Origin of the sequence: Chengkuizengella marina, from assembly GCF_009910845.1 — a bacterium.
GTDB lineage: Bacteria > Bacillota > Bacilli > Paenibacillales > KCTC-33759 > Chengkuizengella > Chengkuizengella marina.
On sequence record NZ_SIJB01000007.1, the window covers coordinates 54370 to 69547 of the forward strand.

The following is a 15178-nucleotide window of genomic DNA, read 5'->3' on the forward strand; positions in this document are numbered from 1 at the left end:
AAAGATACAAATAACAGTGCGTGAACTCTTTGATAAGAAGGTTCAATCGGACTGTTAATCTAGGTTGGAGGCTTATTTATGGAACAAGTTATCATTATTGGTGCAGGTCCTTGTGGTTTGTCTGCTGCTTGTGAATTGCAGAAATATAATATAAATCCTTTAATTATAGATAAAGGCTGCGTAGTAAATTCCATTTATCATTTTCCTACTTTTATGCAGTTTTTTAGTACACCTGAATTAATAGAAATAGGTGATGTTCCTTTTACAACGATCCAAGACAAACCAAGTCGGCATGAAGGATTGAATTACTATCGTATGATCGCAGAAAGAAAAAAACTAAGAATTCAAACTTACGAAAAAGTCACATCAGTAATAAATGATGAGGCCTATTTTAGAGTTTTAACCGAAGATCGTTTTGGTAAGCTTCATCAATATGAAGCTAAAAATGTTATTATTGCAACAGGTTATTATGACAATCCAAATCTATTAAATATTCCAGGTGAGAATTTATCAAAAGTAAGTCATTATTTCAAAGAAGCCCATCCTTATCAGGGCAGGAAAGTCGCTGTCATTGGTTTAAAAAATTCAGCTGTTGATGCTGCCATGGAGCTTCAAAGATGTGGGGCAGAAGTGCTAGTTATTCATAGGAAAGATTATATTTCTAATAGTGTAAAGAAATGGGTACGCCCTTTATTTGAAAGCTTGATCGAAAAAGGAAAAATAAATATGCTTTGGAATTCAGAAGTGAATGAGATAAAAGAGCAGTCTATAGTGATAGAGCAGAATGGCATTAAACATGAGTTTGAGAATGATTTTGTCTTTGCTATGACGGGGTATCACCCAGATCATTCTTTTATTGAATCAATGGGTGTGAAATTTAATAAAGAAACGGGAGCACCAAGGTTTAGCGAAGAAACAATGGAAACGAATGTCAAAGGTTTGTATGTAGCAGGTGTATTAGCTGCAGGTAATGATGCAAATGCCATTTTTATTGAGAATGGAAGATTTCATGGGAAGATCATTGCCAAGGATATTTTTGAAAGAAGAAATTGAGGGGTGAAAAAATGAACCCAGTAGCAAAAATGTTAATTATAGTTGGTGTGGTTCTTATTTTGGGTGGAATTGTTTGGCAAGTTGGTGGTCGATTTCTGCAAATAGGTAAGCTCCCTGGAGATATCTTTATAGAGAAAGAAAATTTTAAATTTTATTTTCCTATTACTACTTGTATATTAATCAGTGTGGTGGTATCAATCATTTTTTATCTAGTACGTTTGTTTAAATAATGCTTTGAGTTAGAGTTAGTATCGGACCTCCTCTCTGTAAGCTCCGAAAGCTTTTATTCTTTTCGTTCTCGTAATGTGGTATGATGCTTGTATTGTTTAATTGTAGGTAATATTTTTAATATTATTTGGGGTATAGGGATTAAAGTATCCTATGGGAGAGAATCATGAAATGGATTTTAGTATAGAAGTCATTGTCATTTTATTTTTTGTGGCTATCCTCGCAGGGTGGGTAGATACCATTGCTGGTGGTGGAGGGTTGCTCACTTTACCAGCGATGATGTTGGCTGGTTTGCCTCCTGCAACGGCAGTAGCAACCAATAAACTTCAAGGTAGCAGCGGAACATTTATTGCTACGATGTTTTTTATAAAAAACGGGTCTATAGATCTTAAAGAGATAAGGTTGTCAATTTTAATGACTTTTTTGGGAGCTGTTATTGGCGGTTGGTTTATGTTGCAGATACGTGCTGAATATCTTGAGATGTTATTACCTTTTTTACTTATTTTTATTGGGTTGTATTTTTTGTTTTCACCTAATATTGAAAATAAAGATCGAAAAATGAAGATGAGGTTATCACTGTTTTCCTTAACTATAGCCCCTCTTCTTGGTTTATATGATGGTTTTTTTGGTCCAGGTACGGGTAGTTTAATGGCATTATCGTTTATTGCGTTATGTGGGTACGGTGCTTCAAAAGCAACTGCTCATGCAAAAATTTTGAATTTTACAAGTAATATTTCTGCTTTACTATATTTTGTATTATTCGGACAAATTGCTTGGGTTATTGGAATCATTATGATGCTTGGTCAAATCATAGGTTCATTCATTGGAGCGAAGATGGTATTAGAAAAAGGAGCATCATTAATAAAACCAGTCGTAATTACTGTTTGTTTTTTCATGGCCATTCAAGTTTTTTGGAAAAACTTTGGGTAGAGCTAGATTTTGTTTATACTAATGATTATTTTAGTATAAAAAGTGAAAGGAGAAAGTGTAATGGATTTTAAAGAATATCAAATGAAAGCAATGCGAACTGCAGCGGGATCTGACTCGGAAAAATTGTTATTGAACGCCGCTTTGGGGTTGTGTGGTGAAAGTGGGGAGGTTGCAGATCAACTAAAAAAACATATTTTTCAGGGTCATGAACTTGATAGGAAGAAGTTAGAAATGGAATTGGGTGATGTTTTGTGGTATATAGCTGCAGGAGCAGAAGCTTTAGGAATTTCATTGGAAGAAATCGCAAAAGGCAATATAACAAAATTAGAAAAGAGATTTCCTAACGGGTTTGAGTGTGAGAAGAGTATAAATCGAGTTGAATAGTAATGAAATAATCAATATTGTAATAGCTACATCCCAGAGAAGCCCCATAAAAGTTTGATGTTTTTTTGGTAAGAATAGGATATAATTGACCTATGGTAGATCGATAAAATGTCAGATAAGGATGTGATGTTCTACTATGTTTGATTACATATATAAAAACAAATTACTCTCCTTTACTTTAGGCACTATTCTGCTTTTTACAACTAGCTGTGGAATAGATGAAGCTACAAATGAAAATTCAAACTCAGAGACTGCGATTAGTTCAAGTGGTATTGATATTAATGAAAATTTAGATGAACTTACAGAGCTAAAATATGTTCAAGAAGCTTTGTTAGTACAGATTGAATCAGAGGAAGAATTAATAGATCGATTTAAAGAAGCATTAATCTTGAGAAGTGGTGCTTTAGCTAGAGTATATTTAGATGAAACTTTAAAAAAAGAAATCACCATATTACCATTAGGCGGTATTGGTATGTCTAATCGTCAGGTCGCAGAACTAACGGTTCTGTCTAAGCAAAAAATTGGTGAATTTAAAACAAGCTTTGACATCAAATACACACTAGAATCAGGTGCATCAGATATTATAAAAATTACTGTTTCAAAAGAAGATTTCTCGGGGCATAAAGCTTATATCATTACAGATATAGATGGGGAGATTCCTTCATTTACATCAGAGTTAACTTGAAATAATTATTATTAAAAAATAGAACGTACGTCCTATGGAAAATAAATAACTTATATATTATTATTTTCTTATATTGGTATGAATAGGGAATAGTTATTAATTTCAGTAGTAGGTGTTCCAACATGATTCAAAATTATTTAACCCCTAAGGACTGCTTAGGTGATCGTTATCGAATCTTATCCATTATAGGACAAGGTGGGATGGGTGCAGTTTATTTAGCAGAGGATTTAAAGCTGCGAGGTAAGCGCTGGGCAATAAAGGAATCTAAGGAAAATGAACATATTCAGAATTTTAAAAAGGAAGCGGAAACTCTAATCCAATTAAACCACCCTTACTTGCCTAATATTGTCGATTATTTTCCTCCAAATGAAAAAGGACTTAGTTACTTAGTAATGGATTATATTGATGGACAGAACCTAGCTCAGAAATTTAAAAATATGGGAAATCATCTTTCATTTGAAAAAGTGATAAAATATGCTATTCAAATATGTGAACTCCTTCATTATTTACACCACCATTCTAAAAACCCAATTATATATAGAGATTTAAAACCTTCTAACGTGATGATAGATCAACAAGATAATGTTAGACTGATAGATTTTGGTATTTCACGTAGTTTTAAACAGCATAAACAGCAGGATACTGTTCATTTAGGAACAGTGGGATTTGCCGCACCTGAGCAATTCGAAGACAAACAAACGGATCACCGAACAGATTTATTTAATTTAGGTGCAATGTTATATTATTTTTTAACAGGAGGCCATTATTATACCAGTCCAAAATCACTTGAGAATACGAATATTCCCTTCCAAATAATTCGAGTGCTTCAAAAATTACTACAATTTAATCCTGAAAATCGATATCAGGATACGTTGCAAGTAAAAAGAGATTTAGAAAAATTACAGTTTACTGGACAAAGTTTGGATTCTCCCAACAAAACTAGTTTGCATGCAAGCCTTCAATTTGAACCTAAGATTATAGTAGTAGGAAATATGTATCAAGGTGCAGGCTCTACCTTTATTTCAATATCTCTAGCAAGAATGTTTCATCATTTTAAAATAAAGAATGCACTAATTGAATACCCTACCAACGTTCCTGAATTGTATAGTTTATTAAATGGAGAAAAGAACAAACCTAAACAGTATGAGTTTTTATTTGATCAGTATCATTCATATCATAGGAGCTCAAATAAATTAGAATGGAATTCAGGATTTACAACATGGTACCCTTTACCATTGTCAAATCATACTCAACATGATAAAAACGGTTCACAAACAGAAATTCAGAATTTACTTTTTAATATTAGAAAACCAATTATGATAGTAGATATTTCAAATGGATGGACACATCCAAGCGTTCAACAGTTATGTAATAGTGCTGATGAAATATGTTTTGTTGTAGATTCTATTCCAACAAAGTTTAGCGCAGGAATATCCCAAGATCAATTAAAAAAAGCTACTAGATTGAAACAGACTAGTAAAAACGTTCATTTTATAGTAAACCGTGACTTAAATGCAATGGTCAGAAAACTTTGGAATAACACTTTACCTTGGAATCCTAGTTGTTATATACCAAATTTTCCTTTTGAGAATGTTCATGAACACATCTGGAAAGGGAAGATGTTTCAAGACGAAAAGAATATTAAAAGTAAATTATTAGAAGAATTGTATCCATTCATTAGAAAGATTGTCCCTAAGAATATGTTAGAGCAGCAAGCCAACAAAACGGGAAAGATAAAAAAATGGTTTCAATAATAACTTTAAAAATATGAATTATTAATAAAATATATGATTGCGGAAGCACCGCAGATCATCGACATCAGTCGGTATCTGTGGTTTTTTTGCATCTAAATTTATAAAAATTTTCAGCCCTCTTTATTAACCTTAGGGGATCTTAAATCGGTAAGTTTTCTTTATTGAAAGGAGATTTGAATGGATAAAATTTTACTCATAGTAGCATCAAATGATAGAGAATATATAGATGGTTTTTCAAGCTACATAAGAACCTCAGAAATTGGGAAAGAGTTCTCGATTACTTTTTTTACAGATCAACAACTGATAAATGAGTATTTGCAAAAAAATGCAGCAGCCAATGTATTACTTATTGACGAAACTTGGATGTCAGTTGAAGTTAATACATCCATTAACATTCAAGTACTTTGTGAGTCAAATAAGGGCTTGGAAAATTGTAATTACAAATATCATTTTAAATATCAACCTATAAATGATTTACTAATGGCTGTAAAAAAGGGTTACATTGAAACTTATAACATAGTTCCTGAAAATAAGAATAGTCAGGCTCATAAAACGAAAGTGATCTCTGTATTTTCACCAGCTGGTGGAAGTGGTAAATCCGTTTTTTCTATTAACTTAATTAAACAATTAACTATGATGGATGAAGAAGTATTTTACTTAAATCTTGAGACAATATATCCGTTTCAATTTTATATACAAAGCGATGACCTAACAAATCAATTTTCAAAACTGCTTTATTATATAAAAACGAATCCAGCATTTTTGCAGAATCAGTTAGATGATTATTTAAGCTACCATCCAGTATTACATTGTGATTATATTAATCCATCTTCACAAATGAATGACACCTTAGATCTTCAATTGAATGATATAAAAACATATATCCAATTGATAAAGGAAACGAAAAAATATAATGCCATTATTATAGATTGTTCGAGCTCATTACATGAAAGAATGATAGGAGCCTTACAACAAAGTGATTATATAATGAATATTCTTATAGATGATATTCAATGTATTTTAAAAATGAAGCAACTGATTCAGGAGTCTAACGAATTGTCTGGAGTGGGTTTGAGTGAAATCTTGTCTTCAAAAAACATATATATTATGAACAAATATACAAATGAATGTAAAAATAATTTAGATGAACATGGTTTTTATATCCATGCGTATTTACCATATATTCCACAATGGAAATCTGTAAAACATATTGATCAGCTATTAACTCAAGATGTGTTCAATGAGAAGGTGATTCAAGCATATAAACAATGGACTGGCTATCTTGGAGGGAAGTTAGATGATTGATTTAAACCTATTAAACAATATAAAGAAACAGGTTATTACTCAACTTAATGTAGCTGATGATATTTCTAACGAGCAATTAAAAGAAATGATTGAAGAAATCGTGTTTCAATTTTCGGAACAATATTATTTGACCTCCAAGCAAAAATATGATTATGTTATGCGTTTATTTCATTCTTTTAGAGGGTTAGATATCTTGCAACCGATAGTAGATGATCCTTCTATTACAGAAATTATGATTAACAACTATGATGAAATTTTTATTGAAAAGGAGGGTCAAGTGACCCCTTATGATGGCCAGTTTGAAAGCCAAGAAAAACTTGAAAATGTTATTCAAACCATAGTTTCAAAGGTAGATCGAGCAGTAAATGAATCCTCCCCTATAGTAGATGCTAGATTAAAAGATGGGTCTAGAGTGAATGTAGTATTGCCTCCTATCGCATTAAAAGGACCAACAATGACCATTAGAAAATTTCCTGAAAAACCTTTGTCAATTGATCGGCTTATTTCCAATGATTCCATCTCACAAGAAGCAGCTGATTTTTTACAACAATTGGTTATATCAAAATACAACATTTTTATTGGAGGTGGTACCGGATCAGGGAAAACAACTTTTCTAAATATTCTTAGCGATTTTATTCCAAGTGATGAAAGAATTATTACAATTGAGGATTCTGCTGAATTACAAATTAGAAACATTCCAAATTTAGTAAGTATGGAAACTAGGATAGTAAATACAGAGGGGAAAGGAGAAGTTTCCATTCGTGATTTAATCCGATCCTCTTTAAGAATGAGGCCAAATCGTATTATTGTAGGTGAAGTTCGTGGTGAAGAGGCATTGGACATGCTTCAGGCTATGAATACTGGACATGACGGTTCTTTATCGACAGGTCATGCAAATTCAGCAAAGGATATGTTAAGTAGATTAGAAATAATGGTTTTAAGTGGCACTAATTTGCCTGTAGAAGTCGTTAGAAAACAAATTAGTTCTTCCATTGATATTATGGTTCATTTATCACGAATGAGAGATTGCACTAGAAAGGTACTTGAAATTTGTGAGGTGAAGGGTGTGAAAAATGGAGAAATTCAATTAAATCAACTCTATCAATTTGTAGAAGAAGGTGAAAAAGATGGAATGATAACTGGAGGGTTACACCCTACAGGAAGTACTTTAAAAAATCGGAATAAGTTAAAAATGGCAGGATATTAGTTTAGTGGTGGTGTGATTATGATTGACTATACTCATTTTTCTTTGTCAAAAAAACAATATATTTTGACATTGTTTATTGCCGGGTGTGTATTTTTTCTAATTACTTATGTGTTTTTTATGAATTTCATCATTAGTTTTATTTTTGCAGCATGTGCTTTATTTATTCCTAAATATAGAGCGCAGCAGTTAAACATAAAGAGGAGAGAAGAGTTAATTTTACAGTTTAAACAGGCTCTAGCTAGTTTGTCTTCTTCTTTATCAGCAGGGAGATCAATTGAAAAGGCACTTGTTTATACATTGGAAGATTTAAGAACAATATACCCTAATGAAAATACGTATATTATTCAAGAGTTTAAGATGATGAATTTACAAATTAGGAATGGTGCCTCAGTTGAAAGTGTATTTCAAAACTTTAGCGACCGTGCAAAGATCGAAGATATCTCCAATTTTGTTGAAGTGTTTAAAATCTGCACAAGAACAGGTGGAAATTTAGTAGAAGTGATTCGTACAACGACAAATATGATCAGAGATAAAATTGAGATTGGACAAGAGATTCAAGTCCTCATCTCAAATAAAAAGTTCGAGACAAGGGTATTGAATATTATTCCATTTGTATTTATAGTGATTTTGCGTTACAGCTCCCCAGAATATATGGCTCCATTATATCAAGGAAAGGGGTCTATCATCATGTTTGTGGCTCTAATCTTTTTAATTCTCAGTTTTATAATCAGCCACAAATTGATGAGGATACAGGTGTAAACGATGAAGAGTTATTTTATATATGTAAGAGAGTTTGGTGATCCATTTCAACTAAATTTTCTAAATCCTATTTCACTGTATATAATAGACCGGCTAAAATTGATGGAGTATTTTTCCTATAAGATGGAGTCATTACATGTGAAACTCCAGTTTTTATATGGTTCTGAAAAAGTGATTCCTTATAAAAAAATGTATATGGCACAAATCATTTCTGCATCAATATGTATGATAGTTTTTTTCATAGGAGTAGTATTCTTTATAGGTACGAGTATTGAATTATTGGTCGTAGGATTGATCCTTCTCATTGTATTACCTTTTTTGTTGTATAGAGAGTTGGTTGAAAGAGTTAACAGGAAGAAAAGAGAGATATTAATGGAGTTGCCAATTTTGTTAAATAAGATTGCCCTATTAGTTAATGCAGGTGAACAAATACAAAGAGCATTGATAAAATCTGTGGAAAGTGAGAAAAGAAATCCTATTCATCCTCTTTACCTAGAATTTCAAAAGGTATGTATGCAATTGAAAAACAATGTTTCGTTTCAACAAGCTCTAGAAGAATTAAGTCAAAGGATTGGAATTCATGAAGTTTCTATTTTTACAAATACAATTTTAATGAATTATCGGCGTGGGGGAGAACAGCTAAGTTTGTCTTTAAGAACTTTGTCTCATCAATTATGGACTTCACGTAAAACAATGGCTAGAACCTTAGGCGAGGAAGCCTCTAGCAAATTAATTTTTCCAATGATTCTTGTATTTATAGTCGTAATTTTAGTGGTTGCAGCTCCTGCAATATTAATGATGAATTGAGGGGAAAAAATGAAAAAAAATGTACTGGTTCAATTAAAAAAACTGTGGAAAGACGAAAAAGGGCTTGGAACATTAGAAATCTTACTAATCATAGGTGTGTTGGTAGCCATTGCTATCGTTTTTCGTAAATGGATTATTTCTTGGGTAAATACTTTGTTTGATGAAACACAAAATGAAATGAAAACAAATTTGGATAGTATCAAAGAGCCTACAACATCAGGTAATTAAAAATGAAAATCATCGGGAAGTCTCTGTCTATTTTGAAAGATAGACGAGGGAACTTCACTATTGAATCCACCTTGGTTTTGCCTATTATCTTTATCGTTACATTATCTACTCTTTTCTTATCGTTATTTATTTATCAAAAAGTAATATTATATTCCATCTCATCATTAACAGCAGAAAGAATTTCATTTAATTGGGATAACAGTTTCAAAGATCCTATCACTGGAAGGGTTTCATCTGAGACATTGGACGATCTTTATTGGAGAGCGTTTCAGGATTCGATCTCACAGATTTTTTTATTTGGATCTAATGAAAGAGAAGTGGTTTTAGAACTCCCTATACAAAACAATGCGAATGGCTCTAGTAGTGTCCTAAAAAAAATGCAAAATAGTGCTCATTTGTTATCTGATTCTTTCATTGGTAAAATCGTTTATTCTAACCATTTAGTATCACGTAAAGTGTCAGTTGAATTAAATAGATTCATTCAAATTCCAAAAGTAATGAAAATGAATAATCATGTTTATTCATATGTTGAATCCTCTATAACCGAACCTGTAGAATTTATCCGGAATATTGATTTACTACGTACGTATATACAAGAGTTAAAGCAACGTAAGATAAATCAGAACAAAGTCAAGGATGCTTTTAATCAGTTTTTTGATTTTGAGAGTCCAACTTCCTTTGCAAAACATGGTGATGCAGCTATTTATTTAGAAAAACTAGTTAAAGGAAACAAATATAAACTTCATACAAGTTATGGTATTAGAAAAATAGATGCATTAGATAGTAATGGTATTGCACATCAAGCCTACTTAACGTTTAATGAGAATCAACTTCGCTCTCAAATGGTAAAGGATATTGAGTTATTAAATAATGGAGAAGAAGTGAGAGGCGTCATTTGGCATTTTTTTAGAAAACATAATCAAACTGTCACGGTAGGTCCTTCTAAAGCATTTGTATCTGAGCTGGAAAGCAAAGGGATTGTAGTAGTCATCCATGATTAATTTTAATGGAGGGTGTGAATTGAGGGATTTTTTAAAATCAAATTCAGGGTCTGTTTCTATCTATTTTATGATCATATTTATTGGCATTTTTATGTTTAATACTGTTTTGATTGATTTTGCTAGAATCAAAATTGCAGATTTACAATCTGAAAAAATTATAAGATCTTCCATTCGCTCTATTTTATCTAGTTATGATGGTCGCTTACAAACTTATGGATTATATACCTTTACAAGTGAAGAGGATGCTTTGAAAATATTTCAAGAAGTGTATGAGGAGAACCTGTCTTATTCTAAGTTAGAAAATACTATACAGCTAAGCTCTTTAGTATTAAATTCATTTGAAATTTCAGGAATCGATTCCTTAGCCAATGAAGACATATTTCAGAGACAAATCCTAGAGGAGATGAAATATAGAGCTCCGATTGAATTTGTGTTGAGTGTATTAGAACCATTTCAACAAGAGGGTTTATCCGATGATTTAAAAGGAACGTCTACATTTTCAAAACAAGCAGGAGATATCGAAAAGTTAATTATTGATAGAGAGAAGAACTTGGATTCTGCATGGTTACAAATACAGCAAATACTAGGATCTTCAGGCAAGATTGGAAGATACTATCATTATTATGATCAGCAGTTTAATGAGATTCATCATTTAGCAGGTGAAATTGGAGTTAAGCAAGTTGATGAAATTAGACAGGAAATGAAAAATTTACAACAAGATGTAGATAACTATCGACATAAGATAGACGTTCTCAATGAAAAAAAAGAAAAGAGTGAAACTGAGACAGAAAAGGTTAGTTTTCAATCAAAAGTTAATAAGTATAAACAGTGGTTGAATGAAATTAAGGATCGAATTTATGATCTTGAAACTTTAGTCAAAAAAATAGAACAATATGCAGAAACTATTTTAATTACTGAATTGCAATTAAATAAGGACTACGAACAGCTAATAGGTGCACAAACATCGATAAATTCAAATATACAAAAAGCACTAAAAGTAAATGATGAATTAGTTGATAAATTAGAAAATGAAAAAATAATGGGGGGAGAGTACATAAGTACTTATGATCGAACTTATTTTAGAAAGATAGAGAGTGAAATAGGAGTTATCATCAGTTTATTTAGTGGAATGAAATCACAATTTGATTCAAAAAAGCTGCTAACTGGATCAGATTATATAATTCGGCATCAAAAACTGCTAGATGCCAATGAAAGAGTATTGAATTATGGATCAGAATTTTATAGCAAACAATTCTTTTTTGAAAATAAACGGATGGATAATAACGCTAAAATAAAAGATCAAAAAGATGAGCAACGTCAAAAAACAGAAAACCAATTAAAACAAATTGCTCAGTTATTACATTCATGTAATGATACAGAGCAACCTATATATGGAAAATTAGAAGATTATAAGGAAAAATATGATCAATTTAATCAAATCAAAGTAAAGGAATCTATGAATTCCTCCATTGATTTAAAAAATGGTGCAGAAGATATAGGTAAGCAATCAATGTCTATAGTGGATAAACTATCAGCTGCACTATTAAGTGTAAGAGATGAAGTATATATGAATGAATTTGCTCTTTCAAAATTTAACTACAGAACATACGAAGACTCAAATGAATTATCAGATCCTAAGCATCACACTTTATTTAATCAAGAGGTTGAATATATACTCTATGGTTTTAATCATTGTGAACTAAATCAAAGCTCAGCTTTTTCTGAAATTTTTTTACTTCGTTTAGCGATAAGAACAATGGAAGCTTTGAGTGATCCTGAACAATCTATCCTTAAGGCAGGTTCTCCATTATTATCATTTTTATGGGCAATAGCAGAAGGAGCAACTAAAGCATATAACGATATGCAAAAACTTATTTCAGGTGAAGAAGTGAAATTATCTCAAAAGTTATCTAAAAGTATAAGTCTAGATTATAAGGATTATTTAAGAGTTTTTCTGTTTTTACATAGCAATGATTCCAACATGATCAGTCGAATGTTGTCGTTAATAGAATTAAATACAAATCAAGATTTAACCCTAAAACTTGTCAGTGTAGAAGCATCAGTTGAAACTTCAATTGGCTTATGGTTTATTCCACGAATGATGGAAATGTTGAGTAAAAATGTACGAGGTGATGAGATAATCATGAATAAAACTATATTTTTCACCTATTAGAGCAAATGTTCAAGTTTACATTGGGAGTGGGATGAGTATGTTAAGAAATAATCAGGGAAGTCTGGTATTAGAAGCAAGTATAGTATTACCTATATTTATATCCGCTTTTCTGGCACTTGTTTCTTTTTTACAAATTGCTTTGGCAGAAATGGCCCTTCATCAAGCAGTGAATGAAGCAACGAAAATAACTGCGACTCATGTATATCCTATCTATATATTAAACAATCATCAATCAATTCAAACCTTTCAAAATGATATGACTAACATGATCCCTGTGCAAATGAATTTATTAGTAGAGTTACAAAAAGAAAATATAAATAATATCACAAATGATATTTTAAATACTATGTTTTTACCGTATTTATTGTTATTTATTGATGAGGGTTTATTACAAAAAGATCAGGTTCAAGTAATAAAAGTGATCTTGCCAAATTTAAAAGATAAACAGAGTGCCTATTTCGGCATAGAAGCTAGTTATTCTATGAATTTATTACTTCCATTTATCGAGCGAGAAGTTATTATTCAGAAAAAGTCACTCGAACGTGTATGGATTGGAGGTTGATCTCAACTGATTCAATATTACTTTTTATTGATTTTTATTTTATTAGCTTTTTATACAGATTTAACTACTCATAAAATACCAAATGTGATTTCAATGACAGCCCTAGTAATGGGATGGGTCTTTCATACTGCTATGAATGGTCTTAATGGACTGTGGTTTTCATTTATAGGTTTTTTTATTGCAATGTTTTTTACGATTTTATTATATTCAATTAGGGCAGTAGCAGCTGGTGATGTTAAGTTGTTCGGTGCAATAGGTGCATGGGTTGGTATAGATGTATCGATTTATATTCTAGCCTATTCAATTTTATTTTCACTCATCTTTGGAATATGTATTTTAATCTTTAAAAAAGAGAATTGGAGTCGTATGAAGTCTGTTTATGTATATATTTTAAATATTTATATATATCGAGACATTAAGTTTATAAAAACGTTTATAACAAATGATAATTTGCAGTTTCCATTTATGATTGGAGTTTTACCTGGGGTTGTTGCTACATATATTCATTTGTTTTTATTGAAAGGTGTGATATAAAAGATGGTCAGTGAAACTTTTGTAGGTAAGATTGTGGACTTCCATTTTGATTATATACATCAAGATGGATTTTACATAACATTATCAAAGCCTAATTTAAGAAGGGACTTATTATCCAATTTACAACTCAATATGATAGAAGCTAATTTGCCACACCAATTATTGCCCATGCAAATAGATGAACATAATTTAAACGTACGTCTTTTATTTGAATACACAAACAAAAGAATGCTTAGTCAACAATTAAAAGTAAGTCAAATTACGATAAAAGAATTTTACAAAATTGTACTACAAATAGTAAGTATCATTCATAAACATAAAGCGATGTTATTAAATGAATTAAATTATATCATTCACCCTGATTTTATTTTTATTGGCAGAGATGTAACTGATATTTACTTAACTTACGTACCCGTTAAACAATTAAATTCAAAGGAACCTGTCAATGTACAGGTAAAAGATTTAGTTTTAACATTAACTGAATTTGTACAAGATATGAAAGAAAATGAATTACAAAAAATACTCACATTATTAAGTGAAAATAATGTATCTTTACAAATGATAAAAGATGAAGTTTTGCAATGGTTAGATGATGGATTGGAAAAAGATAATAATAACGAAATGAATGAATGGATTAATTTTAATCATATGGATGAAACGAACATACCTCAATCAGATGACAGCATTCACCCTTTAAGTGAAGCCTATATTGATAAAATCATAAGTTCAGCACCATTTACTAAGTTCTTAGATATAATCCATGGAAAAAACCATACTATTATCATTACGATATCAGTTTTGATCGTTGCAATGTTATGGAGGATTTATTTAACATACCTAACATCATTTTTTTACATTATAGCTATTGGAGTATCTATTTTTATGATTATTGTAAATCTTTTTATATTTTTGCTTGCAAAAAAGCATGATCAAAATAGTACAGAAACTGAATCTGAATCTAAAGAAGCATCTGCTATTCAAACGGATTCAATAAAAAAAGATGTAAGTTTAGTGGAGATATTTGAACAATCACAAGATGAAACATACTTCAAACAGTTGCCCAATCATACGACGATATTAACTCCATCAGATCAAACTGTCTTATTAGAATCTGGAAATTCATTTGAATTAAATAAAGTAAAACAAACGGATGAAGTATATTTGAATATTTCGAATTCAGATCATTCTGAAACTAAAAGAGTAGATATAAATATTGAACATTTTTTGATAGGAAGAGATCCAACGATAGTAAACTATGTAATTAACAAAGTGGGGGTTTCAAGAGCTCATTTAGAAATTATAAAAGTTGATGAAGGGCAATATGAAATTAAGGATCTTGGTTCAAAAAATGGAAGTTTTTTAAATGATGAGAAACTAACTCCTTATAAAACATATTCATTAAATCATAATGACCGCATTAATTTCATTTCGGTAGATATGAAATTCACCATAGTCAACCATGATATAATTTAATAAGCATAGAATAACTATAATAAAATGTATAAATTTATATATAAATGAATAATTATGAAGATTAGTAAATAGTTTAAGCTTGCAAAGGCTCTAAT

The 15178-nt window shown here is 31.0% G+C and carries 16 protein-coding genes; all 16 read left to right on the forward strand.

Annotated features, from left to right (window positions below; genetic code table 11):
• The first annotated feature begins 78 nt into the window (after positions 1-78).
• The 16 genes from ERL59_RS02625 (at position 79) to ERL59_RS02700 (ending at position 15083) form a co-directional block, all read left to right on the forward strand.
• Positions 79-1053 (forward strand): YpdA family putative bacillithiol disulfide reductase, encoded by a 975-nt coding sequence (locus ERL59_RS02625; protein WP_160644211.1) that lies wholly within the window; start codon positions 79-81, stop codon positions 1051-1053.
• Between the two features lie 11 nt (positions 1054-1064).
• On the forward strand, positions 1065-1283 hold the full coding sequence (locus tag ERL59_RS02630) for a DUF2905 domain-containing protein (RefSeq protein ID WP_160644213.1): 219 nt from the start codon (positions 1065-1067) through the stop codon (positions 1281-1283).
• Positions 1284-1452: 169 nt separating this feature from the next.
• Complete coding sequence (locus ERL59_RS02635; RefSeq protein WP_160644215.1) at positions 1453-2211, forward strand: TSUP family transporter; 759 nt, start codon at positions 1453-1455, stop codon at positions 2209-2211.
• 60 nt (positions 2212-2271) lie between these two features.
• Positions 2272-2595: a nucleoside triphosphate pyrophosphohydrolase family protein gene (locus ERL59_RS02640; protein ID WP_160644217.1), complete on the forward strand. Its 324-nt coding sequence runs from the start codon at positions 2272-2274 to the stop codon at positions 2593-2595.
• 136 nt (positions 2596-2731) lie between these two features.
• Positions 2732-3280 (forward strand): hypothetical protein, encoded by a 549-nt coding sequence (locus ERL59_RS02645; protein ID WP_160644219.1) that lies wholly within the window; start codon positions 2732-2734, stop codon positions 3278-3280.
• Between the two features lie 122 nt (positions 3281-3402).
• The gene (locus ERL59_RS02650) at positions 3403-5034 is read left to right on the forward strand and encodes a serine/threonine protein kinase (protein ID WP_160644221.1); all 1632 of its coding nucleotides are present in this window, start codon (positions 3403-3405) and stop codon (positions 5032-5034) included.
• Positions 5035-5211: 177 nt separating this feature from the next.
• Positions 5212-6339, forward strand: a complete 1128-nt coding sequence (locus ERL59_RS02655) for an AAA family ATPase (RefSeq protein ID WP_160644223.1) — start codon at positions 5212-5214, stop codon at positions 6337-6339.
• Complete coding sequence (locus tag ERL59_RS02660) at positions 6332-7546, forward strand: CpaF family protein (RefSeq protein WP_160644225.1); 1215 nt, start codon at positions 6332-6334, stop codon at positions 7544-7546. Before ERL59_RS02655 ends, ERL59_RS02660 begins: the two co-directional genes overlap by 8 nt.
• 18 nt (positions 7547-7564) lie before the next feature.
• Complete coding sequence (locus ERL59_RS02665; RefSeq protein WP_160644227.1) at positions 7565-8305, forward strand: type II secretion system F family protein; 741 nt, start codon at positions 7565-7567, stop codon at positions 8303-8305.
• A gap of 138 nt (positions 8306-8443) precedes the next feature.
• Positions 8444-9112, forward strand: a complete 669-nt coding sequence (locus ERL59_RS02670; RefSeq protein ID WP_160644229.1) for a type II secretion system F family protein — start codon at positions 8444-8446, stop codon at positions 9110-9112.
• A gap of 9 nt (positions 9113-9121) precedes the next feature.
• Positions 9122-9340, forward strand: coding sequence for a Flp1 family type IVb pilin (locus ERL59_RS02675; protein ID WP_160644231.1), 219 nt, complete (start codon positions 9122-9124; stop codon positions 9338-9340).
• A gap of 32 nt (positions 9341-9372) precedes the next feature.
• Positions 9373-10341, forward strand: a complete 969-nt coding sequence (locus tag ERL59_RS02680; RefSeq protein ID WP_160644233.1) for a TadE/TadG family type IV pilus assembly protein — start codon at positions 9373-9375, stop codon at positions 10339-10341.
• A gap of 19 nt (positions 10342-10360) precedes the next feature.
• A complete protein-coding gene (locus ERL59_RS02685) occupies positions 10361-12514 on the forward strand; it encodes a DUF5702 domain-containing protein (protein ID WP_160644235.1) in 2154 nt (717 codons plus the stop codon).
• Between the two features lie 37 nt (positions 12515-12551).
• Positions 12552-13076, forward strand: a complete 525-nt coding sequence (locus ERL59_RS02690; protein ID WP_160644237.1) for a TadE/TadG family type IV pilus assembly protein — start codon at positions 12552-12554, stop codon at positions 13074-13076.
• 27 nt (positions 13077-13103) lie between these two features.
• Positions 13104-13610, forward strand: coding sequence for an A24 family peptidase (locus tag ERL59_RS02695; RefSeq protein WP_160644239.1), 507 nt, complete (start codon positions 13104-13106; stop codon positions 13608-13610).
• Positions 13611-13613: 3 nt separating this feature from the next.
• On the forward strand, positions 13614-15083 hold the full coding sequence (locus ERL59_RS02700) for an FHA domain-containing protein (RefSeq protein WP_160644241.1): 1470 nt from the start codon (positions 13614-13616) through the stop codon (positions 15081-15083).
• Positions 15084-15178 lie beyond the last annotated feature (95 nt).

Bases quoted from the DNA above. Each gene is read 5' to 3' on its own strand.
- ERL59_RS02700 (WP_160644241.1), top strand. From the start codon at position 13,614: ATGGTCAGTGAAACTTTTGTAGGTAAGATTGTGGACTTCCATTTTGAT.
- ERL59_RS02640 (WP_160644217.1), top strand. From the start codon at position 2,272: ATGGATTTTAAAGAATATCAAATGAAAGCAATGCGAACTGCAGCGGGA.
- ERL59_RS02655 (WP_160644223.1), top strand. From the start codon at position 5,212: ATGGATAAAATTTTACTCATAGTAGCATCAAATGATAGAGAATATATA.
- ERL59_RS02625 (WP_160644211.1), top strand. From the start codon at position 79: ATGGAACAAGTTATCATTATTGGTGCAGGTCCTTGTGGTTTGTCTGCT.
- ERL59_RS02675 (WP_160644231.1), top strand. From the start codon at position 9,122: ATGAAAAAAAATGTACTGGTTCAATTAAAAAAACTGTGGAAAGACGAA.
- ERL59_RS02660 (WP_160644225.1), top strand. From the start codon at position 6,332: ATGATTGATTTAAACCTATTAAACAATATAAAGAAACAGGTTATTACT.
- ERL59_RS02690 (WP_160644237.1), top strand. From the start codon at position 12,552: ATGTTAAGAAATAATCAGGGAAGTCTGGTATTAGAAGCAAGTATAGTA.
- ERL59_RS02650 (WP_160644221.1), top strand. From the start codon at position 3,403: ATGATTCAAAATTATTTAACCCCTAAGGACTGCTTAGGTGATCGTTAT.
- ERL59_RS02630 (WP_160644213.1), top strand. From the start codon at position 1,065: ATGAACCCAGTAGCAAAAATGTTAATTATAGTTGGTGTGGTTCTTATT.
- ERL59_RS02665 (WP_160644227.1), top strand. From the start codon at position 7,565: ATGATTGACTATACTCATTTTTCTTTGTCAAAAAAACAATATATTTTG.
- ERL59_RS02635 (WP_160644215.1), top strand. From the start codon at position 1,453: ATGGATTTTAGTATAGAAGTCATTGTCATTTTATTTTTTGTGGCTATC.
- ERL59_RS02645 (WP_160644219.1), top strand. From the start codon at position 2,732: ATGTTTGATTACATATATAAAAACAAATTACTCTCCTTTACTTTAGGC.